This window comes from Streptomyces sp. NPDC085944 (assembly GCF_040686295.1).
Classification (GTDB): Bacteria; Actinomycetota; Actinomycetes; order Streptomycetales; family Streptomycetaceae; genus Streptomyces; species Streptomyces salinarius.
The window spans coordinates 273,316-295,101 of sequence record NZ_JBFBJX010000007.1; the positions used below are offsets into that span (position 1 = coordinate 273,316).

24 protein-coding genes are annotated in these 21,786 nt (G+C 70.9%); 17 read left to right on the forward strand and 7 right to left on the reverse strand.

Annotated features, from left to right (window positions below; all coding sequences use genetic code 11):
* Positions 1 to 2: 2 nt before the first annotated feature.
* Complete coding sequence (gene tal, locus AB0P07_RS16625) at positions 3 to 1,121, reverse strand: transaldolase (RefSeq protein WP_365550926.1); 1,119 nt, start codon at positions 1,119 to 1,121, stop codon at positions 3 to 5.
* 36 nt (positions 1,122 to 1,157) lie between these two features.
* Positions 1,158 to 3,245, reverse strand: a complete 2,088-nt coding sequence (gene tkt, locus AB0P07_RS16630) for a transketolase (RefSeq protein WP_365550929.1) — start codon at positions 3,243 to 3,245, stop codon at positions 1,158 to 1,160.
* 371 nt (positions 3,246 to 3,616) lie between these two features.
* Between tkt and AB0P07_RS16635 the strand changes: the two genes are divergently transcribed.
* The 4 genes from AB0P07_RS16635 to AB0P07_RS16650 all read left to right on the forward strand — a co-directional run bounded on the left by AB0P07_RS16635 (position 3,617) and on the right by AB0P07_RS16650 (position 7,016).
* Positions 3,617 to 4,603 (forward strand): heme o synthase, encoded by a 987-nt coding sequence (locus AB0P07_RS16635; RefSeq protein ID WP_365551286.1) that lies wholly within the window; start codon positions 3,617 to 3,619, stop codon positions 4,601 to 4,603.
* Positions 4,604 to 4,690: 87 nt separating this feature from the next.
* Positions 4,691 to 5,059 (forward strand): hypothetical protein, encoded by a 369-nt coding sequence (locus AB0P07_RS16640; RefSeq protein WP_365550932.1) that lies wholly within the window; start codon positions 4,691 to 4,693, stop codon positions 5,057 to 5,059.
* Between the two features lie 67 nt (positions 5,060 to 5,126).
* Positions 5,127 to 6,254, forward strand: a complete 1,128-nt coding sequence (locus tag AB0P07_RS16645; protein WP_365550935.1) for an amidohydrolase family protein — start codon at positions 5,127 to 5,129, stop codon at positions 6,252 to 6,254.
* 18 nt (positions 6,255 to 6,272) lie between these two features.
* A complete protein-coding gene (locus tag AB0P07_RS16650; RefSeq protein ID WP_365550938.1) occupies positions 6,273 to 7,016 on the forward strand; it encodes a nucleotidyltransferase domain-containing protein in 744 nt (247 codons plus the stop codon).
* Positions 7,017 to 7,147: 131 nt separating this feature from the next.
* Here the strand turns inward: AB0P07_RS16650 and AB0P07_RS16655 are convergent, their stop codons facing one another.
* The 4 genes from AB0P07_RS16655 to AB0P07_RS16670 form a co-directional block, all read right to left on the reverse strand.
* Positions 7,148 to 8,209 carry a COX15/CtaA family protein gene (locus AB0P07_RS16655; protein ID WP_365550940.1) on the reverse strand — a complete coding sequence of 354 codons (1,062 nt, stop codon included), beginning with the start codon at positions 8,207 to 8,209 and terminating at the stop codon, positions 7,148 to 7,150.
* Positions 8,210 to 8,215: 6 nt separating this feature from the next.
* Complete coding sequence (locus tag AB0P07_RS16660) at positions 8,216 to 9,025, reverse strand: ABC transporter permease (RefSeq protein WP_365550943.1); 810 nt, start codon at positions 9,023 to 9,025, stop codon at positions 8,216 to 8,218.
* Positions 9,022 to 9,945: an ABC transporter ATP-binding protein gene (locus AB0P07_RS16665; protein ID WP_365550946.1), complete on the reverse strand. Its 924-nt coding sequence runs from the start codon at positions 9,943 to 9,945 to the stop codon at positions 9,022 to 9,024. Before AB0P07_RS16665 ends, AB0P07_RS16660 begins: the two co-directional genes overlap by 4 nt.
* A 76-nt stretch (positions 9,946 to 10,021) precedes the next feature.
* A complete protein-coding gene (locus AB0P07_RS16670) occupies positions 10,022 to 10,810 on the reverse strand; it encodes an AAC(3) family N-acetyltransferase (RefSeq protein ID WP_365550949.1) in 789 nt (262 codons plus the stop codon).
* 171 nt (positions 10,811 to 10,981) lie between these two features.
* Here AB0P07_RS16670 and AB0P07_RS16675 point away from each other — a divergent pair, with 171 nt between their 5' ends.
* The 11 genes from AB0P07_RS16675 (at position 10,982) to dapD (ending at position 19,574) form a co-directional block, all read left to right on the forward strand.
* Positions 10,982 to 11,740 carry an ArsR family transcriptional regulator gene (locus tag AB0P07_RS16675; protein ID WP_365550952.1) on the forward strand — a complete coding sequence of 253 codons (759 nt, stop codon included), beginning with the start codon at positions 10,982 to 10,984 and terminating at the stop codon, positions 11,738 to 11,740.
* Positions 11,737 to 13,158, forward strand: a complete 1,422-nt coding sequence (sufB, locus tag AB0P07_RS16680; RefSeq protein WP_216721287.1) for a Fe-S cluster assembly protein SufB — start codon at positions 11,737 to 11,739, stop codon at positions 13,156 to 13,158. The genes AB0P07_RS16675 and sufB overlap by 4 nt, the downstream gene beginning before the upstream one ends.
* A 60-nt stretch (positions 13,159 to 13,218) precedes the next feature.
* Entirely contained in the window at positions 13,219 to 14,403 is a 1,185-nt protein-coding gene (gene sufD, locus AB0P07_RS16685; protein WP_365550955.1) for a Fe-S cluster assembly protein SufD, read from the forward strand.
* The gene (locus AB0P07_RS16690) at positions 14,400 to 14,717 is read left to right on the forward strand and encodes a non-heme iron oxygenase ferredoxin subunit (RefSeq protein ID WP_003976896.1); all 318 of its coding nucleotides are present in this window, start codon (positions 14,400 to 14,402) and stop codon (positions 14,715 to 14,717) included. The genes sufD and AB0P07_RS16690 overlap by 4 nt, the downstream gene beginning before the upstream one ends.
* 7 nt (positions 14,718 to 14,724) lie before the next feature.
* Positions 14,725 to 15,489 (forward strand): Fe-S cluster assembly ATPase SufC, encoded by a 765-nt coding sequence (gene sufC / locus AB0P07_RS16695; protein WP_365550958.1) that lies wholly within the window; start codon positions 14,725 to 14,727, stop codon positions 15,487 to 15,489.
* Positions 15,486 to 16,742 (forward strand): cysteine desulfurase, encoded by a 1,257-nt coding sequence (locus tag AB0P07_RS16700; protein ID WP_365550961.1) that lies wholly within the window; start codon positions 15,486 to 15,488, stop codon positions 16,740 to 16,742. Before sufC ends, AB0P07_RS16700 begins: the two co-directional genes overlap by 4 nt.
* 17 nt (positions 16,743 to 16,759) lie before the next feature.
* Positions 16,760 to 17,230 (forward strand): Fe-S cluster assembly sulfur transfer protein SufU, encoded by a 471-nt coding sequence (gene sufU, locus AB0P07_RS16705; protein ID WP_061445399.1) that lies wholly within the window; start codon positions 16,760 to 16,762, stop codon positions 17,228 to 17,230.
* Positions 17,227 to 17,559 (forward strand): metal-sulfur cluster assembly factor, encoded by a 333-nt coding sequence (locus AB0P07_RS16710; protein WP_007448279.1) that lies wholly within the window; start codon positions 17,227 to 17,229, stop codon positions 17,557 to 17,559. The genes sufU and AB0P07_RS16710 overlap by 4 nt, the downstream gene beginning before the upstream one ends.
* Positions 17,560 to 17,661: 102 nt before the next feature.
* The gene (locus tag AB0P07_RS16715) at positions 17,662 to 17,982 is read left to right on the forward strand and encodes a multidrug efflux SMR transporter (protein WP_030403777.1); all 321 of its coding nucleotides are present in this window, start codon (positions 17,662 to 17,664) and stop codon (positions 17,980 to 17,982) included.
* A complete protein-coding gene (locus tag AB0P07_RS16720; protein WP_365550966.1) occupies positions 17,982 to 18,575 on the forward strand; it encodes a TetR family transcriptional regulator in 594 nt (197 codons plus the stop codon). Before AB0P07_RS16715 ends, AB0P07_RS16720 begins: the two co-directional genes overlap by 1 nt.
* A gap of 9 nt (positions 18,576 to 18,584) precedes the next feature.
* On the forward strand, positions 18,585 to 19,574 hold the full coding sequence (gene dapD, locus AB0P07_RS16725) for a 2,3,4,5-tetrahydropyridine-2,6-dicarboxylate N-succinyltransferase (protein ID WP_365550969.1): 990 nt from the start codon (positions 18,585 to 18,587) through the stop codon (positions 19,572 to 19,574).
* 170 nt (positions 19,575 to 19,744) lie between these two features.
* On the opposite strand, the gene dapA is transcribed toward dapD, so the two are convergent.
* Complete coding sequence (gene dapA, locus AB0P07_RS16730; protein WP_365550972.1) at positions 19,745 to 20,713, reverse strand: 4-hydroxy-tetrahydrodipicolinate synthase; 969 nt, start codon at positions 20,711 to 20,713, stop codon at positions 19,745 to 19,747.
* 158 nt (positions 20,714 to 20,871) lie between these two features.
* Here dapA and AB0P07_RS16735 point away from each other — a divergent pair, with 158 nt between their 5' ends.
* Together AB0P07_RS16735 and AB0P07_RS16740 are read left to right on the forward strand one after the other, a co-directional pair.
* A complete protein-coding gene (locus tag AB0P07_RS16735; protein ID WP_365550975.1) occupies positions 20,872 to 21,291 on the forward strand; it encodes a phage holin family protein in 420 nt (139 codons plus the stop codon).
* The gene (locus AB0P07_RS16740) at positions 21,288 to 21,755 is read left to right on the forward strand and encodes a DUF3618 domain-containing protein (RefSeq protein ID WP_365550978.1); all 468 of its coding nucleotides are present in this window, start codon (positions 21,288 to 21,290) and stop codon (positions 21,753 to 21,755) included. The genes AB0P07_RS16735 and AB0P07_RS16740 overlap by 4 nt, the downstream gene beginning before the upstream one ends.
* The last annotated feature ends 31 nt before the right edge of the window (positions 21,756 to 21,786 follow it).

Here is a 21,786-nt window from a genome sequence, read left to right on the forward strand (position 1 = left end):
TGTCAGCCCTTCGAGGGAGCGAGGCGCTTGAGCTCCGCCTCCGTGGACTTCAGCAGGTCGTTCCAGGACGCCTCGAACTTCTCGACGCCCTCGTCCTCCAGGAGCTGGACCACCTCGTCGTAGGAGATCCCGAGCTTCTCGAGCGCGTCGAGGTCGGCGCGGGCCTGCTCGTACGTCCCGGCGACGGCGTTGCCGCCGATCTCGCCGTGGTCCTCGGTGGCGAACAGCGTCGCCTCCGGCATGGTGTTGACCGTGTTCGGCGCGACCAGGTCGGTGACGTACATGGTGTCGCTGTACGCCTTGTCCTTCACACCGGTCGACGCCCACAGCGGACGCTGCTTGTTGGCGCCGGCCTTCTCCAGGGCGGCCCAGCGGTCGGTGCCGAAGACCTCCTCGTACGCCTGGTAGGCCAGGCGCGCGTTGGCGACGGCGGCCTTGCCACGCAGGGCCTTGGCCTCGTCGGTGCCGAGCGCGTCGATCCGCTTGTCGATCTCGGTGTCCACGCGGGACACGAAGAAGGACGCCACCGAGTGGATTCGGGACAGGTCCAGGCCGCGCTCCTTGGCCTTCTCCAGGCCGGTCAGGAAGGCGTCCATGACCTTGCGGTAGCGCTCCAGCGAGAAGATCAGCGTGACGTTGACGCTGATGCCCAGGCCGATGGTCTCGGCGATCGCCGGGATGCCGGCCTCGGTGGCCGGGATCTTGATCAGCGTGTTGGGCCGGTCCACCAGCCAGGCCAGCTGCTTGGCCTCGGCGACCGTCGCCCGGGTGTTGTGGGCGAGACGCGGGTCGACCTCGATGGAGACCCGGCCGTCCTTGCCGCCGGTGTTGTCGAACACCGGGCGCAGGATGTCGGCGGCGTCCCGGACGTCCGCCGTGGTGATCATGCGGATGGCCTCTTCGACCGTGACCTCGCGGGCGGCGAGGTCGGTGAGCTGCGTGTCGTAGCCGTCGCCCTGCGAGATCGCCTTCTGGAAGATCGACGGGTTGGTGGTGACGCCCACGACGTGCTGCTGGTCCATCAGCTCGGCGAGGTTGCCGGACGTGATCCGCTTGCGCGACAGGTCGTCCAGCCAGATCGCCACGCCTTCGTCGGAGAGGCGCTTGAGTGCGTCTGTCATGGAATTGCATCTCCTACTACGTGTCGTATGTGAGCGTCAGCGCTGTGCGGCGGCGAGGGATTCCCGCGCCGCGGATGCCACGTTCTCGGCGGTGAAGCCGTACTCCTCGAAGAGCACCTTGGCGTCCGCCGACGCACCGAAGTGCTCCAGGGAGACGATGCGGCCGGCGTCCCCCACGTACTTGTGCCAGGTCAGTCCGACCCCGGCCTCGACCGCGACCCGGGCCTTCACGGACGGGGGCAGGACGCTGTCCCGGTACCCCTGGTCCTGCTGCTCGAACCACTCCACGCACGGCATGGACACCACACGGGTCGGCACACCGTCGGCCTGGAGCGCCTCACGCGCCTCCACGGCCACGTGCACCTCGGAGCCGGTGGCGATCAGGACCACCTGCGGTTCGCCGCCCTCGGCCTCGAACAGCACGTAGCCGCCCCTGGCCGCGTCGTCGTCGGGCTCGTACGTCGGCACGCCCTGGCGGGTGAGCGCCAGACCGTGCGGCTGGCCCTTGCCGAACTCCTTCGTCCAGCGGCGCTGGATCTCGCGCCAGGCGATCGCCGTCTCGTTGGCGTCGGCCGGACGGACCACGTTCAGGCCCGGGATGGCGCGCAGCGCGGCCAGGTGCTCGACCGGCTGGTGGGTCGGGCCGTCCTCGCCCAGACCGATGGAGTCGTGCGTCCACACGTACGTCACCGGCAGGTGCATCAGCGCGGACAGCCGTACCGCGTTGCGCATGTAGTCGGAGAAGACCAGGAACGTTCCGCCGTAGACGCGGGTGTTGCCGTGGAGCGTGATGCCGTTCATCTCCGCGGCCATCGCGTGCTCGCGGATGCCGAAGTGGACGGTGCGGCCGTACGGGTCCGCCTCCGGCAGCGGGTTGCCCGCCGGGAGGAAGGACGACGTCTTGTCGATCGTCGTGTTGTTCGAGCCCGCGAGGTCGGCCGAGCCGCCCCACAGCTCCGGGACCACCGCGCCGAGCGCCTGGAGCACCTTGCCGGACGCGGCACGGGTCGCCAGGCTCTTGCCCGCCTCGAAGACCGGGATCTTCTCCTCCCAGCCCTTCGGCAGCTCACCCTTGGCCACGCGGTCGTACTCGGCGGCGCGCTCCGGGTTGTTGTCCCGCCACTGCTGGAAGGACTTCTCCCACACCGCGCGGGCCGCCTGCCCCTTGTCCAGGGCCTTGCGGGTGTGCGCGATGACCTCGTCGGAGACCTCGAAGGACTTCTCCGGGTCGAAGCCCAGGACCCGCTTGGTGGCCGCGACCTCGTCGTCGCCGAGCGCCGAGCCGTGCGCGGCCTCGGTGTTCTGGGCGTGCGGGGCCGGCCAGGCGATGATCGAGCGCATGGCGATGAAGGACGGCCGGTCGGTGACCTTCTTCGCCGCCTCGATCGCGTCGTAGATCGCGTTCGGGTCCAGGTCGCCGTCCGGCTTCGGGGCGACGCGCTGCACGTGCCAGCCGTAGGCCTCGTACCGCTTGCAGGTGTCCTCGGAGACGGCGGTCTCGGTGTCGCCCTCGATGGAGATGTGGTTGTCGTCCCACAAAAGCACCAGGTTGCCGAGCTTCTGGTGGCCGGCCAGCGAGGACGCCTCGGCGGAGATGCCCTCCTGCAGGCAGCCGTCACCGGCGATGCAGTAGACGAAGTGGTCGAACGGGGACTCGCCCTCGGCCGCCTCCGGGTCGAACAGGCCGCGCTCGTAGCGGGCGGCCATCGCCATGCCCACCGCGTTGGCGACACCCTGGCCCAGCGGGCCGGTCGTGGTCTCCACACCGGTGGTGTGGCCGTACTCCGGGTGGCCGGGGGTCTTGGAGCCCCAGGTGCGGAAGGACTCCAGGTCCGCCAGCTCCAGGCCGAAGCCGGCCAGGTACAGCTGGGTGTAGAGGGTCAGGGACGAGTGACCCGCGGACAGCACGAAACGGTCGCGCCCGACCCAGTTCGCGTCGGCGGGGTCGTGCCGCATCACCTTCTGGAAGAGGGTGTAGGCGGCGGGCGCCAGGCTCATCGCCGTACCCGGATGGCCGTTGCCAACCTTCTGTACGGCATCGGCGGCCAGGACGCGGGCGGTGTCCACGGCCCGCTGGTCCAGTTCGGTCCACTCGAGGTCTGTGGTGGTCGGCTTGGTGCTCACCCTGAGTCAGGGCTCCTCTCCACATGTCGGTTGCCGGTGCACGGGTGCACCGGCTGCCGGCGCGTCCGTGAGTCGGCCGGCCAAGGCCGAGCCTACCCCCGTAAGTACGTGCGTTTTTCCGCTGGAAACCAGACTGCCGGGACTCTTCTCGATCCGCCTGTCGACTGGGCGAAACCGCATTCGGCAAGTGAATACGGGGCCGCTCATCTGACTGCTCAATCGACTCTCCGCACGCACGTCGGAGCGCCCGCGCCAACACGAGCCCACCCCCGCGAAGGCCGAGGTATGGGCAACGTCTAAAGTGGCGTGGTACGCGCGAGCCTTTACCGCCACTTCACACGGTGAGGCTTGCTGGGATGTCTCTGTCAGGGGTGTGCGTGACGGCCGTTGAATCCCGTCCTGCGGGTGGGGGTACCTCCCATGCCCTCAAGGCAATGGGGGATATCGGGACGAGCCAGAGCCCGAGTCACCGGCCGTTCGGGGCCCGTGCAAAGGCGTTCGTGGCGCTGACCAAGCCACGGATCATCGAGCTTCTGCTGATCACCACCGTTCCGGTGATGTTCCTCGCCGAGCAAGGTGTTCCGAATCTGAAGCTGGTGCTGCTGACCTGCGTCGGCGGCTATCTGTCGGCCGGCGGCGCCAACGCGCTGAACATGTACATCGACCGCGACATCGACGCGCTGATGGACCGGACCTCGCAGCGCCCGCTGGTGACCGGCATGGTCAGTCCGGTCGAGTGCCTCGTCTTCGGCATCACCCTGGCGATCGTGTCGACGCTGCTGTTCGGGTTCACCGTCAACTGGCTGTCGGCCTGGCTCTCGCTCGGCGCGCTCCTCTTCTACGTGGTCGTCTACACGATGATCCTCAAGCGGCGCACCTCGCAGAACATCGTCTGGGGCGGCATCGCCGGCTGTCTGCCGGTGCTCATCGGCTGGTCCGCCGTGACCAACTCGATGTCCTGGGCGCCGATCATCCTCTTCGGGGTGATGTTCTTCTGGACGCCGCCGCACTACTGGCCGCTGTCCATGAAGGTCAAGGAGGACTACGCGCGCGTCGGCGTGCCGATGCTCCCGGTGATCGCGTCCAACAAGGTCGTGGCCCGGCAGATCGTCCTCTACAGCTGGGTGATGGTCGCCGTGTCGCTGCTGCTGACGCCGCTCGGCTACACCGGCTGGTTCTACACGGCGGTCGCCGTGGCGGCCGGCGGCATGTGGCTGTGGGAGGCGCACGGGCTGCAGAACCGCGCCAAGGCCGAGGTCACGGGCGCCAAGCTCAAGGAGATGCGGCTCTTCCACTGGTCCATCACCTACGTGTCGGTGCTGTTCCTCGCGATCGCGGTGGACCCCTTCCTGCGCTGAGAACCCGCCGCGACGGGCGGGGTGCGTGGCCAAGGCCACGCACCCCGCCCGTCGCCGTTTGATCTACCCGTCGGTAGCATCCTGGTCATGGCAGACACGGAGCAGGTGGACACGGAGCAGGCCGGCGCGAAGGGCGGCTGGGCCGACCGGTGGGACGCGTTCGAGGTGACCCGGACGGCCGGGCGGATCGAGGCCTTCGCCAAGGCCCACGGCGGTGCCGAGGCCCAGGTGGCCCACCTCGGCGAGCGCGGCGCCCGGATCGTCCTCGTCGGTGCGGACGGAGCCTGGGGCGACCTGGTCGCACGCACCCACGAGCGGGCGCGCAAGGCGGTGGAGAAGTCCGGGATCACCGTCCACGAGGACTTCGACGGCGAGTTCGCGGCCAAGGTCACCACGGGCCGCTACGAGTGGTCGCGCATGGCGGGCATCCAGGTCGGAGGCCCGAGCAACACCTGAGGCCGGGGTCACCCGTTAGGACCGTAGGAAGCCGCAAAGGCGAACGGTCCCAGCACGGGGAGCCCGGATGATCGAAACGCCGTCCCTGGTGGACCAGTACTGCCACGGCGTCCTGCGAACGGAGCTGGGCCTCGGCACCTTCGAGGCCCAGCTGGCCCGCACCGAGGGCCCGCCGGCCCCGGGCACCACCCTCTTCGACACCCAGACCGGCTTCGCGGTACGCCGCTGGTGCCCGCCCCTGCTCGGCCTGGAACCGCACTGCCCGCCCGCCCGCTACCTGGCCCGGCGCCGCGAACTGGGCGTCATGGAGGCCGACCGGCGGCTGCTGCGCGGCAGCGGCATCACCACCTACCTGGTCGACGCCGGACTGCCCGGCGACCTCACCGGCCCCACCGAGATGGCCTCCGCCGCGGACGCCGACACCCGCGAGATCGTCCGCCTGGAACTCCTCGCCGAGCAGGTCGCCGACACCTCCGGCACCGTCGAGTCCTTCCTCGCCAACCTCGCCGAGGCCGTGCACGGCGCAGCCGCGGACGCGGTCGCCTTCACCTCCGTCGCGGGCGTCCGGCACGGTCTCGCCCTGGCCCCGGAGCCGCCCGGCGCGGGCGAGGTGCGCGGGGCCGCCGCCCGCTGGCTCACCGGGCGCGAGGTCGGCGGGGAACTGAGCGACCCGGTGCTGCTGCGCCACCTGCTGTGGATCGCCGTCGCCTCGGGCCTGCCGCTCCAGCTGCACGCGGGCCTCGGCGAGCCGGGCCTGCGCATCGACCGCACCGACCCGGTCCTGCTCACCGACTTCGTGCGGGCCACCGCGGGTCTCGGCACCGACCTGGTCCTGCTGCACGGCTACCCCTACCACCGCCACGCCGCCCATCTGGCCGGCGTCTTCCCGCACGTCTACGCCGACTCCGGCGCCGTCCTGGTGCGCACCGGCGCCCGCGCGGCGACGGTCCTCGCCGAGATCCTCGAACTGGCCCCCTTCGGCAAGATCCTCTTCTCCAGCGGCGCTCAGGGACTGCCCGAACTCCACGTGGTCGCCGCCCGCCTGTTCCGCGAGGCCCTGGGCAGGGTGCTGGGCGCCTGGGTGGCCGAGGGGGCGTGGGCGCTCGCGGACGCGCAGCGGGTGGCCGCGATGATCGCGTCGGGGAACGCGGGCCGGGTGTACGGGCTGGAGGAACGGCTGTACACACCGAAGTGATGCGCGAGACTGGGGCGCATGCCGACCGACGCCCTGCTCGACCGCTTCCTCACCGGCCTCGCGCCCCTCGACCCCGTGGCCGTCTGGGCGCACGGCTCGCTGGGCGCGGGGGACTACCAGGAGGGCCGCAGCGACCTCGACCTGATTGCGGTCCTGCCCCGGCCGGCCAGGGCCCGCACGGCCTGGCGCCTCGGACTGCTCCACGCCCGGCTGCGTGAAGAGCCCCTGGCCGGGCTGCTGCACTGCACGTACCTGTCGCCGGACACGCTCGCCGACCCGGCCCGGCGGCATCTGACCTGGGCCCACGAACGGCTGTTCAAGCGGCCGGTCACCCCCGTCACCCGGCGCGAACTGCACAGCTTCGGCCGCATCCTGCACGGCGAGGCGCCGGACCACCTGCTGCCGCCGGTGCCGGACCCGGAACTGAACGCCTTCGTCCTCCGTGACCAGCGGGACTTCTGGCGGCCGCACGTGCGCCGGGCGGAGCTGTGGTCGCAGGACGTCTGGGTCGACCTGGGCCTGGTCACCTTCGCCCGCGCCACCGTCACACTGCGGGAGGGCCGCCTGATCACCAAGCGGGAGGCGCTGGCCGAGCTGCCCGCCCTGGGTGCCCCCGGCGAGGTCGTCGAGGACGTCACCGAGCGGCGGTACGGGAACGGCGAGCGGCCCCCGGCCGCGGCGGAGTGGACCGCCCGCCGCGCCGAGCTGACCCGGAGCTACCTGGGACCGGCCATCGACACGCTGGTGGCGTCGTACTCCTGAGCGGGCAGGGTGACCGAAACGCCGGTGGCGCGTTGTAAAGGGCGGTGTGCGCCGCCTGCGGGGATGGTCCGTGCACGTACCCGATCACGCCTTGGGCGAGGTCTTCCCCGCCCCGTGCGGCGCACACCGTCTCAGCTCGTGGTGCCCGCGAACGGCTCCGTAGGGGTGGGAACCGGGACATCCGAGTGCTCGAACGACCGCTCGCGCAGCGCCAGCAGCACCCGCAGTACGGCGATCCACATGACGCACGAGCCGAACATGTGCAGGCCGACGAGGACCTCGGGCAGGTCGGTGAAGTACTGGATGTAGCCCACTGTCCCCTGGGCGAGCAGCACCAGGAACAGGTCACGGGTGCGGGCCAGCGGCCCTTTGGGCGCGTCCACGGCCTTCAGCACGAACCACAGGGCGAACGTCAGCGTCACCACGATCCACGCCAGGACGGCGTGTGCCTTGGTGATCGTCTCCCAGTCGACCGGCATGCGCGGAACGTCGCTGGAGTCGCCCGCGTGCGGACCCGCGCCGGTGACCACGGTGCCGACCACGACCAGCAGGGCGGAGACGACGACCATCACCCACACCAGCTGTCGCACGGACGTGCCGACCAGCGGGCGCGGCGCCGCGTCGCCCTCCCGGGTACGCTGCCACATCAGCGTGGCCAGGGTCAGCAGCGCCGTCGTCGCCACGAAGTGCGCCGCGACCGTGTAGGGGTTGAGCCCGACGAGCACGACGACGCCACCGAGGACGGCGTTGCTCATCACGACCCAGAACTGCGCCCACCCCAGCAGGGTGAGGCTGCGCCGGTACGGCTTCTGCGAGCGCGCGGCGATGATCGCCCAGCCGACCGCGGCGCACAGCACGTAGGTCAGCATGCGGTTGCCGAACTCGATGATGCCGTGGAAGCCCATCTCGGTCGTGGTGGTGAGCGAGTCGTCGGTGCACTTGGGCCAGGTCGGGCAGCCGAGCCCGGAGCCGGTGAGCCGGACGGCGCCGCCGGTGACGACGATGATCACGGACATCACGAGGGGCGCGAGGGCCGCCCGCTGAACCGTCCGGGGGTGCGGGGTCCAGCGCGCGGCGATGAAAGCGAGCGGGTTGCGCACGGCGGCTGCGGCGTCGGCGCGGGTCACGTTTGGCACGCCGTCCATCGTAGGCGCCCGCTTGTGCACGCTTTCACGAGGGTCGTCCTGCGGCATGTGTTCCTACTCCCAGCGGAAGAACTTCCCCGCGGCCGCAAGCCCCGCGACCGCCCACACGGCGAGGATCCCCAGGTCGCCCCAGGGCATCGAGGCCCCGTGCTGGAGCACCTCCCGCAGTCCGTCCGACAGTGCGGAGATGGGCAGCAGCCCCAGCACGTCCTGTGCCGCGTCCGGGAACTTGTCCGGCGGCACGATCACCCCGCCGCCCACCAGGAGCAGCAGGAAGACCAGGTTCGCGGCGGCCAGCGTGGCCTCCGCCTTCAGCGTGCCCGCCATCAGCAGACCGAGCCCGGAGAAGGCGGCGGTGCCGAGGACCAGGAGCAGCAGCACGGCCCCAGGGTTGCCCTGCGGCGACCAGCCCAGCGCGAAGGCGATCACCGTCAGCAGCACGATCTGGAGCACCTCGGTGACCAGGACGGACGCCGTCTTCGCGGTCATCAGGGCCCAGCGCGGCAGCGGGGAGGCGGCCAGCCGCTTCAGCACCCCGTAGCGGCGCTCGAAGCCGGTGGCGATGGCCTGGCCCGTGAACGCCGTCGACATCACCGCGAGCGCGAGGATGCCGGGGGCGAGGAAGTCGACCGCCTCCCCGGCCCCGGTGTCGATGATGTCCACGGAGCTGAACAGGACGAGCAGCAGCGTCGGGATGATCACCGTCAGCAGCAGCTGCTCGCCGTTGCGCAGCAGCATCTTCGTCTCGAGCACGGCCTGCGCCGCGATCATCCGCCCGAGCGGTGCGGCGCCGGGCCGGGGGGCGTACGTCCCCGTGCTGCCGGGCGTGCCCGTGTCCCCAGGGGTCCCTGTCGTCGTGGTCACCCGCGCAGCTCCTTGCCGGTCAGCTCCAGAAAGACGTCCTCCAGTGTGTGCCGCTCCACCGAGATGCGGTCGGGCATCACGCCGTGCTGCGCGCACCAGGACGTCACCGTCGCCAGCAGCTGCGGGTCGACCTTGCCGTTCACCCGGTAGGAACCCGGCGTCGGCTCGGCGGCAGCGGAGTCCGGGGGCAGCGCCTTGAGCAGGGACGCGACGTCCAGTCCGGGCCGGCCGGTGAACCGCAGGGTGTTCTCGGCGCCGCCGCGGCACAGCTCCTCGGGGGAACCCTGGGCGACGACCCGGCCGGCGTCGACGATGGCGACGTCGTCGGCCAGCTGCTCGGCCTCGTCCATGTGGTGCGTGGTGAGGATCACCGAGACGCCGTCGGCACGCAGGTCCCGGACCAGGTCCCAGGTGGCGCGGCGGGCCTGCGGGTCGAGTCCGGCGGTCGGCTCGTCGAGGAACACCAGCTCCGGGCGGCCGACCACGGCCATCGCGAGGGCGAGCCGCTGCTGCTGCCCGCCCGAGAGCCTGCGGTACGTGGTGCGGCCGCACGAGCCGAGACCGAGCCGTTCGATCAGCGCGTCGACGTCCAGCGGGTGGGCGTGCAGCTTCGCCACGTGGCGCAGCATCTCGTCCGCGCGGGCGCCGGAGTAGACGCCGCCGGACTGGAGCATCACACCGATCCGCGGGCGCAGCCCGGCGCCCTGTCGCACCGGGTCCAGGCCGAGGACGCGCACCGTGCCGGAGTCCGGTCTGCGGTACCCCTCACAGGTCTCGACGGTGGTCGTCTTGCCCGCCCCGTTGGGACCGAGCACGGCGGTGACGCCCGTGCGGGCCACCAGGTCGAGGCCGTTCACCGCGGTCTTCGTGCCGTACCGCTTCACCAGGGCCTGGACCTGGACCACGGGCTCACTTCGCATGGGTCACGAGTTTAGGGAGACGGACGACCGCCCGGGCGCGGGGGTGTGGACAACCTCCTCACACCGGCGACGGGGCTCACTCGCGGGGGCGGTGCACGGGCAGCCACCGCTCGGCGTAGGCGACCGCGTCGGCCAGCGGGAACAGGCGTGCGTCGGCCGCGCCGACCCGGCCGCGCACGACGGGGCGGTCCCGTTCGAAGTCGTGGCCCAGTTCGTCGAAGCGGTCCGACGTGATCGACACCTCGGTCACCCGCTCCCAGCCCACCGGCCCCGGGCGCCCCACCTCCACCAGCGGGGCGGGGATCCGGTACTCGGCGAGGTGGAAGGCCGTGCACGCGTCGTAGCCCGCACCGATCAGCAGGACCCGGGCGCCCAGCCGTTCCAGCGTGGCCAGGGGGCTGCGGTCACCCAGCCGGCAGTCGGTCGCGTGCCCCGCGACCACCTCCTCGGCGCGGGCACCGAGGGCCGCGAAGGAGGTCTGCGGATGAGCGCTGCGCCGGGCGCCGGGCCAGGTGCGCACCGTCTCCGGGACCACGCCGACGCCGCGCGAGGGCGTGATCAGCGGGTCGTACGGGGGCGTGGCCGCCCGCACGGTCTCCCACCACTCCTCGGGCACCGGCGGGCTGGTCCACAGGGCCGGGTCCGAGAGGTCGGCGGTCTGGGCCGGCACTGCCAGGGTGCCGCCCGGACCGAGGACGTCCAGGAGCGCCTGGACGACCGCGACGGGGCCGCCGCAGACCCAGCCGAGGGAGCTGAGGGAGGAGTGCACGAGGAGCGTGTCGCCGGTGCGCACCCCCAGTTCGCGCAGCCCGGCGGCGAGCGTGCCGCGGGTGACGAGTGGGCCGGTCGGAGGGGGTGTGGGCATGCGGGGAAGTGTTCCGGAAGGCGGGTGCGGACGCCAGTGAATGGGCCCGTGGACGATCGATCAGAGATCGTTTCCGCAGGTCACCTTAGGTATGCCTAAGTGACGCAGGGCACCGTCGCATGATCCGGACGCGGCTTGCCCGGTCCCGAGGAATTACGCAACAATGGCGTTGTGAAAAACGTCGGTGAGGCTCCGCAGGAGGAACTCGCGACCGGTGAGCGGTCCACCCGCAACCGTGTCGCGCGCTCCATCCTGGACCACGGGCCCTCGACCGTCGCCGAGCTCGCCGGACGCCTGGGCCTGACCCAGGCCGCCGTCCGGCGCCACCTCGACGCCCTGGTCGCCGACGACGTGGTCGAGGCCCGCGAGCAGCGGGTCTACGGCGCGCGCACGCGCGGACGGCCCGCCAAGGTCTTCGCGCTCACCGACTGCGGCCGGGACGCCTTCGACCAGTCGTACGACAAGCTGGCCGCCGACGCCCTGCGCTGGATCGCCGAGCAGCAGGGCGGAGAGCAGGCGATCGCCGCCTTCGCCCGCGCCCGGATCGCCGCCCAGTCGGGCGTGTACCGCAAGGCCGTGGAGTCCGTCCCCGCCGAGAAGCGCGCGGAAGCCCTGGCCAGGGCCCTGACCAAGGACGGGTACGCTGCTACCGCGCGGAGCGCGCCCCACCCCCAGCAGGGCGAGCAGCTGTGCCAGCACCACTGCCCGGTCGCTCACGTCGCGGAGCAGTTCCCGCAGCTGTGCGAGGCGGAGACGGAATTTTTCGCCGAGCTGCTCGGTACACATGTACAGCGGCTCGCGACCATCGCGCACGGCGACGGGGTCTGCACCACGTTCATTCCGAAGACTTCGCACGCGCCACGCCCGGCGCGCGCGTCCGAGAACACCGCTCACGCATCTGCAAGCACGGCCGGGAGGAACCCCGCATGACTCTCCCCACGGAGACTGCTCACCCTGAGCTCGAGGGCCTGGGCAAGTACGAATACGGCTGGGCCGACTCCGACACGGCCGGCGCCTCTGCCAAGCGCGGCATCGACGAGGACGTCGTCCGGGACATCTCCGCGAAGAAGAACGAGCCGGAGTGGATGACCAAGCTCCGCCTCAAGGGCCTGCGCCTCTTCGAGAAGAAGCCCATGCCGAACTGGGGCTCGGACCTGTCGGGGATCGACTTCGACAACATCAAGTACTTCGTGCGCTCCACGGAGAAGCAGGCGGCGTCCTGGGAGGACCTGCCCGAGGACATCAAGAACACGTACGACAAGCTCGGCATCCCCGAGGCGGAGAAGCAGCGCCTCGTCGCCGGTGTCGCCGCGCAGTACGAGTCCGAGGTCGTCTACCACCAGATCCGCGAGGACCTGGAGGAGCAGGGCGTCATCTTCCTCGACACCGACACGGCCCTGAAGGAGCACCCGGAGCTCTTCAAGGAGTACTTCGGCACCGTCATCCCCGTCGGTGACAACAAGTTCGCCTCGCTGAACAGCGCCGTGTGGTCCGGCGGCTCCTTCATCTACGTGCCGAAGGGCGTGCACGTCGAGATTCCGCTCCAGGCCTACTTCCGCATCAACACGGAGAACATGGGCCAGTTCGAGCGGACGCTGATCATCGTCGACGAGGGCGCCTACGTGCACTACGTCGAGGGCTGCACCGCGCCGATCTACCAGTCCGACTCGCTGCACTCCGCGGTCGTCGAGATCATCGTCAAGAAGAACGCCCGCTGCCGCTACACGACCATCCAGAACTGGTCGAACAACGTCTACAACCTGGTCACCAAGCGCGCCGTGGCGTACGAGGGCGCGACCATGGAGTGGATCGACGGCAACATCGGCTCCAAGGTGACGATGAAGTACCCGGCCGTCTACCTGATGGGCGAGCACGCCAAGGGCGAGACCCTGTCCATCGCCTTCGCGGGCGAGGGCCAGCACCAGGACGCCGGCTCCAAGATGGTCCACATGGCGCCGAACACCTCCTCCAACATCGTCTCGAAGTCCGTGGCGCGCGGCGGCGGCCGCACCTCCTACCGCGGTCTCGTCGAGATCGGCGAGGGCGCCCACGGCTCCAAGTCGAACGTGCTGTGCGACGCGCTGCTCGTCGACACCATCTCCCGCTCCGACACGTACCCCTACGTGGACGTCCGCGAGGACGACGTGTCCATGGGCCACGAGGCGACCGTCTCCAAGGTCTCCGAGGACCAGCTCTTCTACCTGATGAGCCGCGGTCTGAGCGAGTTCGAGGCGATGGCGATGATCGTGCGAGGCTTCGTCGAGCCGATCGCCAAGGAGCTGCCCATGGAGTACGCCCTCGAGCTCAACCGGCTGATCGAGCTGCAGATGGAGGGCGCGGTCGGCTGACCCCGCCTCCCACCGCAGTCACCAGATCCAGGAACGTAGGAAGAGAGCAGACCGACAGCCATGGCTGAGGCTCAGAACATCCCCGTGGGGTCCACCACCGCGGGCCAGATCGCGGTGGCCGCCGAGTCGACCGTCGCCACGCGCATGAGCGCACCCGCGTCCTTCGACGTGGCGGACTTCCCGGTCCCCCACGGCCGCGAGGAGGAGTGGCGGTTCACCCCGCTGGAGCGGCTGCGCGGGCTGCACGACGGCACCGCCGTCGCCACCGGTGACGGCGTGAAGGTCGACGTCGACGCCCCCGAGGGCGTCGTCGTGGAGACCGTCGGCCGCGACGACGCGCGCATCGGCAGGGCCGGCACCCCCGTGGACCGGGTCGCCGCCCAGGCCTACTCGGCGTTCGAGAAGGCCGGCGTGATCACCGTCCCCAAGGAGACGGTCCTCACCGAGCCGATCCGCGTCACCGTGCACGGCGAGGGCGGTACCCGCTTCGGCCACCAGGTGATCGAGCTGGGCGCCTTCGCCGAGGCCGTCGTCGTCATCGACCACACCGGCGACGCGGTGCTCGCCGCCAACGTCGACTACGTCCTGGGCGACGGCGCCAAGCTGACCGTCGTCTCCGTCCAGGACTGGGACGACAAGGCCGTCCACGTCGGTCAGCACAACGCGCTGGTCGGACGCGACGCGACCTTCAAGTCCTTCGTCGTCACCTTCGGCGGCGACCTGGTCCGCCTCCACCCGCGCGTGGCCTACGCCGCGCCCGGCGGCGAGGCCGAGCTGTTCGGTCTGTACTTCACCGACGCCGGCCAGCACCAGGAGCACCGCCTCCTGGTCGACCACAACGTCCCGCACTGCAAGTCCAACGTCGTCTACAAGGGCGCGCTGCAGGGCGACGACGCGCACGCGGTCTGGATCGGCGACGTGCTCATCGAGGCCGCGGCCGAGGGCACCGACACCTACGAGATGAACCGCAACCTCGTCCTCACCGACGGCGCGCGGGTCGACTCCGTGCCGAACCTGGAGATCGAGACCGGCGAGATCGTCGGCGCCGGTCACGCCTCCGCCACCGGCCGCTTCGACGACGAGCAGCTCTTCTACCTGATGGCGCGCGGCATCCCCGAGCTGGACGCCCGCCGCCTGGTGGTCCACGGCTTCTTCGCCGAGCTGGTCCAGCAGATCGGTGTCGCGGACATCGAGGAGCGCCTGCTCGGCAAGATCGCTCAGGAGCTGGAGGCGTCGGTCGCATGACCTTCGTACGCGTCTGTGGAGCGGACGAGCTGGAGGAGGACACCCCCAAGCGGGTGGAGCTCGACGGCACGCCGATCTCCGTCGTGCGGACCGAGGGCGAGCTCTTCGCGATCCACGACATCTGCTCGCACGCGAACGTCTCGCTGGCCGAGGGCGAGGTCGACGACTGCCACATCGAGTGCTGGCTGCACGGCTCGCGCTTCGACCTCCGCTCCGGCAAGCCCGACAGTCTTCCGGCGACGCGCCCCGTCCCCGTATACCCCGTAAAGATCGAAGGGGACGACGTGCTCGTCTCCCTCACCCAGGAGTCCTGAGGCACCCATGGCAACGCTTGAAATCCGAGACCTGCACGTCACCGTCGAGGCCGACAACGCCACGAAGGAGATCCTCAAGGGCGTCGACCTCACCGTGAAGCAGGGCGAGACGCACGCCATCATGGGCCCCAACGGCTCCGGCAAGTCGACCCTCGCCTACTCCCTCGCGGGTCACCCCAAGTACACGATCACCGGCGGCTCCGTCACCCTCGACGGCGAGGACGTCCTGGAGATGTCCGTCGACGAGCGCGCCCGCGCCGGCCTCTTCCTCGCCATGCAGTACCCGGTCGAGGTCCCCGGCGTCTCCGTCTCCAACTTCCTGCGCACCTCCGCCACCGCCGTCCGCGGCGAGGCCCCCAAGCTGCGGCACTGGGTCAAGGAGGTCAAGGAGGCCATGGAGCGCCTCAACATGGACCCCGCCTTCGCCGAGCGCAACGTCAACGAGGGCTTCTCCGGCGGTGAGAAGAAGCGCCACGAGATCCTCCAGCTCGAGCTGCTCAAGCCGAAGGTCGCCATCCTCGACGAGACCGACTCCGGCCTGGACGTCGACGCCCTGCGCGTCGTCTCCGAGGGCGTCAACCGCGTCCGCGAGACCGGTGAGGTCGGCACCCTGCTGATCACGCACTACACGCGCATCCTGCGCTACGTCAAGCCCGATCACGTCCACGTCTTCGCAGGCGGCCGCATCGCCGAGTCCGGCGGCGCCGAGCTGGCGGACAAGCTGGAGGCCGAGGGCTACGAGGCATACACGAAGGGCGGCGCATCCGAGTGACACAGCTGCCGGGCCTCCTCGACACCGAGGCGATCCGCAAGGACTTCCCCATCCTGGACCGCCAGGTCCACGACGGGCACAAGCTCGTGTACCTGGACAACGCGGCGACCAGCCAGAAGCCGCGACAGGTGCTGGACGCGCTCAGCGAGTACTACGAGCGCTACAACGCCAACGTCCACCGCGGCGTGCACGTCCTCGCCGAGGAGGCCACGGCGCTGTACGAGGGCGCGCGTGACAAGGTCGCGGAGTTCGTCAACGCGCCCTCGCGCGACGAGGTGATCTTCACCAAGAACGCCTCGGAGTCCCTCAACCTGGTCGCCAACATGCTGGGCTGGGCCGACGAGCCCTACCGCGTGGACCACGAGACCGAGATCGTCATCACGGAGATGGAGCACCACTCCAACATCGTGCCGTGGCAGCTGCTGGCGCAGCGCACCGGCGCGAAGCTCCGCTGGTTCGGCCTCACGGACGACGGCCGCCTGGACCTGTCCAACATCGACGAGGTCATCACCGAGAAGACGAAGATCGTCTCCTTCGTGCTGGTCTCCAACATCCTGGGCACCCTGAACCCGGTCGAGGCGATCGTGCGCCGCGCCCAGGAGGTCGGCGCCCTCGTGTGCGTCGACGCCTCCCAGGCCGCACCGCACATGCCACTGGACGTGCAGGCCCTCCAGGCCGACTTCGTGGCCTTCACCGGCCACAAGATGTGCGGCCCGACAGGCATCGGCGTCCTGTGGGGCCGCCAGGAACTGCTGGAGGACCTCCCGCCGTTCCTCGGCGGCGGCGAGATGATCGAGACCGTCTCGATGCACTCCTCCACGTACGCCCCGGCCCCGCACAAGTTCGAGGCGGGCACGCCCCCGATCGCCGGTGCGGTCGGCCTGGGCGCGGCGATCGACTACCTGAACTCGATCGGCATGGACCGGATCCTCGCCCACGAGCACGCGCTGACCGAGTACGCGGTCAAGCGCCTGCTGGAGGTCCCGGACCTGCGCATCATCGGCCCCACCACGGCCGAGGAGCGCGGCGCGGCGATCTCCTTCACGCTGGGGGACATCCACCCCCACGACGTGGGCCAGGTCCTCGACGAACAGGGCATCGCGGTCCGGGTCGGCCACCACTGCGCCCGCCCCGTGTGCCTGCGCTACGGAATTCCTGCGACCACGCGAGCGTCGTTCTATCTGTACTCCACGCCGGCCGAGATCGACGCACTGGTCGACGGCCTGGAGCACGTACGGAACTTCTTCGGCTGACGGGACGAGCGAAGAGCATGAAGCTGGACTCCATGTACCAGGAAGTCATCCTGGACCACTACAAGAACCCGCACGGGCGGGGCTTGCGGGATGGCGACGCCGAGGTCCACCACGTCAACCCCACCTGCGGGGACGAGATCACGCTGCGTGTGAAGTACGACGGCACGACGATCAGCGACGTCAGCTACGAGGGCCAGGGCTGCTCCATCAGCCAGGCCAGCGCCTCCGTGCTGAACGACCTGCTGGTCGGCAAGGACCTGGCCCAGGCGCAGCGGATCCAGGAGACCTTCCTGGAGCTGATGCAGTCCAAGGGCAGGATCGAGCCCGACGACGCGATGGAGGAGGTCCTGGAGGACGCGGTCGCGTTCGCCGGGGTCTCGAAGTACCCGGCCCGGGTCAAGTGCGCCCTGCTGAGCTGGATGGCCTGGAAGGACGCGACGGCCCAGGCGCTGGAAGGCGCCGACGCCGAGAAGGAGACGACGGCATGAGCGAGACCGTGGAAATGAAGCCGGCCTCCGAGGAGGAGGTCCGTGAGGCCCTGCTGGACGTCGTGGACCCCGAGCTGGGTATCGACGTCGTCAACCTGGGCCTGATCTATGGCGTCCACATCGACGACGCGAACATCGCGACCATCGACATGACCCTGACGTCGGCGGCCTGTCCGCTGACCGACGTGATCGAGGACCAGGCCAAGTCCGCCACGGACGGCCTGGTCAACGAGCTGCGCATCAACTGGGTCTGGATGCCGCCGTGGGGCCCGGACAAGATCACGGACGACGGCCGCGAGCAGCTGCGGGCGCTGGGGTTCAACGTCTGAGCCACACCGGCAGCACTGTTTCGGAGAACGGCGGCACCTTCGGGTGCCGCCGTTTCCCGTGTACGCACCCGCCCGCGTCCGTCGTTATGTACGCTCGTACACATGGGTTATCTGCTCCTGGCCGGAGCCATCGCCGCCGAGGTCGCCGGCACCACCGCCATGAAGTACAGCGAGGGCTTCAGCAGGCTGGTGCCGTCCCTGCTGACGGCCCTCGCGTACGTCCTCTCCTTCGCCCTCCTCGCCCAGACCCTGAAGATCCTCGCCGTCGGCACGGCGTACGCCATCTGGGCCGGAGTGGGCACGGCCGCGATCGCCACCATCGGCGTGGCCTTCATGGGCGAGGGGATGACGCTCACCAAGGCCGCCGGCATCGCGCTGATCATCGTGGGTGTCGTCGTCCTCAATCTGGGCGGGGCCCACTGATGGCCCGCCGCCACGATCCGGAGCGTCGCCGGCGCATCATCGACGCGGCGATCAGGGTCGTCGGGCAGAAGGGCATCGCCGGCCTCAGCCACCGCACCGTCGCCGCCGAGGCGGACGTGCCGCTCGGCTCCACGACCTACCACTTCGCGACCCTGGACGACCTCATGGTCGCCGCCCTGCGCCAGGCCAACGAGGGCTTCGCCAAGGTCGTCGCCGCCCACCCCGAACTGTCAGACCCCGAGACCGACCTGCCCGCCGAACTGGCCCGCGTCCTCGGCGACTGGCTGGGCGGCGACCGCACCGGCGTGGAGCTGGAGTACGAGCTGTACCTCGCCGCCCTGCGCCGCCCCGCCCTGCGCCCCGTCGCCGCCGAGTGGGCCGAGGGCGTGGGCGCTCTCCTCGCCGCCCGCACGGACCCGGTGACGGCCCGCGCCCTGGTCGCCGTCCTCGACGGCATCTGCCTCCAGGTCCTGCTGACGGACACGCCGTACGACGAGGAGTACGCGCGCGAGGTGCTGGCCCGGCTGGTTCCCGCGCCCGGCACCCGAGACGGCCGGGGTCCCGGCTCGCTTCCACCGGCGGCAGCCGGTTAGGTTGCCCTCATGACCGACACGACTGCTCCCCGCACCACCGGCGCCGTGGCCGCCGGCCTCGCCACGATCGCCGCCGACGGCACCGTCCTCGACACCTGGTTCCCGGCCCCCGAGCTGACCGACGAGCCCGGTCCCTCCGGCACCGAGCGCCTGAGCGCCGAACGGGCCGCCGAACTCCTCGGCGGCGGCGCCACCGCCGCGGTCGGTCCGGACACCCGCCGCGGTGTCGAGGTGGTCGCGGTCCGCACGGTCATCTCCTCGCTGGACGAGAAGCCGCTCGACACGCACGACGTCTACCTGCGCCTGCACCTGCTCTCCCACCGTCTGGTCAAGCCGCACGGCCTCAGCCTGGAGGGCCAGTTCGCCTTCCTCGCCAACGTCGCATGGACCTCGCTGGGTCCGGTCGCCGTGGACGACATCGAGAAGGTCCGCCTCAACGCCCGCGCCGAGGGCCTGCACCTCCAGGTCACCTCGATCGACAAGTTCCCCCGCATGACGGACTACGTCGTCCCCAAGGGCGTCCGCATCGCCGACGCCGACCGCGTCCGCCTCGGCGCCCACCTCTCCGCGGGCACCACGGTCATGCACGAGGGCTTCGTCAACTTCAACGCCGGCACGCTGGGCACCTCGATGGTCGAGGGCCGCATCTCCGCGGGCGTCGTCGTCGGCGACGGCTCCGACATCGGCGGCGGTGCCTCCACCATGGGCACCCTCTCCGGCGGCGGCAACGTCCGCATCACCATCGGCGAGCGCTGCCTGGTCGGAGCCGAGGCGGGCGTCGGCATCGCGCTGGGCGACGAGTGCGTGGTCGAGGCCGGCCTCTACGTCACCGCGGGCACCCGCGTCACCATGCCCGACGGCCAGATCGTCAAGGCCCGCGAACTCTCCGGCGCCTCCCACATCCTCTTCCGCCGCAACTCGGTCACGGGCACGGTGGAGGCCCGCCCGAACAACGCCGTGTGGGGCGGCCTGAACGACGTCCTGCACAGCCACAACTGAGCCGACGCCGGTTCGCCGAGCGCCCTTTCCGCATGTCGCGGGGAGGGCGCTCGGGCGTTCGTGGGAGCCGCGGCCGCGGGGACCGGCCCACGGCGCTCACCGCTTCAGGGCCCGGTACCTCTTCAGCAGCGCGCTGACGCGGGCCTGGTCGGCGGCTCCGTTCAGCTCGGTCAGGAGGTCGTCGGGACACAGTTCGCAGTGGTCGCCCCACCAGCGGCGTTCCTTGGGAACTGAGCGGTGCCGGCCGCCAGTTCCTCGTAGGCCGCCAGCAGACCCGCCGTGGTCCCCGGGTCCGCGGGTCGCAGCGGTGCGCGGACCGGCCCCGCCGGCAGACCCAGCGCGCCGAGCAGGGCCTTCGCGGTGACCGTGCCGGGCAGGCCGGCCGCCATCATCGACTCGATGAGCGGGACCGCCCGTCGCTGCAGCAGGGCGGCCCGCCCGGTGTCGCCCGCGTCGAACGAGTCGAGGACGGACCGGAACAGGCCCGGCACGACGTTCGCGACGGTGCTGACGCATCCCGTCGCGCCGATCGCGTAGAGGGCGAGCACCTGTTCGTCGCAGCCCGCGTAGTACGCCAGATCCGTGCGGGAGAGCACCTTCTGGGTGCCGAGGACGTCGTACGCGCAGTCCTTGACGGCGACGATCCGGGGGTGCCCGGCCAGGCGGGCGACGGTGTCGGGTTCGATGCGGGTGCCGGTGCGGCCCGGGATGTCGTACAGCATCACGGGCAGGCCGCTCGCGTCGGCGACCTCGCGGAAGTGCGCCTCCAGGGCGTCCTGCGGGGGCCTGCTGTAGTACGGCGCGACGACCAGCAGTCCGTCCGCGCCGGCCTTCTCGGCGGCCAGTGCCAGTTCCACGGTGTGCCGGGTGTCCGCGGTGCCGACCCCGGCGACGAGTGCCGCGCGGTCGCCGACCGCCTTCCGGACCGCCGTCACCAGCGCCGCCTTCTCGGCGTCCGTCGTGGTCGGCGACTCGCCGGTGGTGCCGGACAGCACCAGGCCGTCGCAGCCCTGCGAGACCAGGTGCCCGGCGAGGCGCCGGGCACCGTCGAGATCGAGCGCTCCGGACTCGGTGAAGGGCGTGACCATGGCGCACAGGGTGCGGCCGAAGGGGGCGGGGCGGCGGGCGTCTGTCGTCATGGGAGTAGTGTCGGCGGCCCGGCGGTGTAGCTCCACTTAATTATCCTACGAGGTATACGTAAGGAATGCTTTGCGGACGGTGGGTGGGGACGGGTGCGGGTAGTGCCGCCCGGGCCGGGGTACCCGGGGTACTCCGAACCGAGAGGAGGCGGGAACCCGTGACCGGAACCATGCACACCAGGCCGGTGCGCGACGAGCAGCACTCCGTGGGCGAACTCGTCGGGCAGGCCACCGAACAGCTCTCGCGCCTCGTGCGCCAGGAAGTGGCCCTCGCCAAGATGGAACTGGCCGAAAAGGGCAAGCGCGCCAAGGTCGGCGGTGGACTGCTCGGTGCCGCGGGTGCCATCGCCTACGTGGGCCTGTTCGCCCTGGCCGGCACGGCCGTCGCCGCGCTCTCGCTGGTACTGCCCGTCTGGGCCGCGGCGCTCATCGTGACGGGGGCGCTGTTCGTGATCGCCGGCGTTCTGGCCGTGACCGGTCGCGCCCAACTCCGCCGGGCCGTACCCCCCAAGCCCGAGGAGACCCTCGGCAGCGTCAGGGCCGACGTCGACCAGATCAGGGAAAGGGCGCATCGATGACCGACGCGACGAGCCGGGACGGTACGAGGAGCGGCTCCACCGCGCAGCCGGTCGGCGGGGCCAAGGGCCCCGACGAGCTGCGGCAGCAGATCGAACAGACCCGCGGCGAACTCGGCGACACCGTGGAGGAACTCGCGGGCAAGGCCGACGTGAAGGGCCGTGCCAAGGCCCGGGCCGCCGACCTGAAGGACAGGGCCGGCGCCATGACCGTGCAACTGCGCAGCTCCGCCGCACACGCCGGACACGCCGTACAGGACAAGGCGGGCCGGGCCGCCCACACGGCGCAGCACAAGGCAGGGCGGGCCCAGGACGCCGCCGAGCGGCACGCGCCGCCGGGTCGGGCGCGGGGCGCGGTGCGCGCGGGGCTCGGGCATCCGCGCGCGGTGCTGGTCGCCGGGGCGGCGGCGGGCGTGGCGGTGGTCGCGGCGGGCCTCGTGCGGCGCCGTCACCACGGGTCCTGCTGAGACCACTCTGCCGGGAGGGGCTTGACCTCAA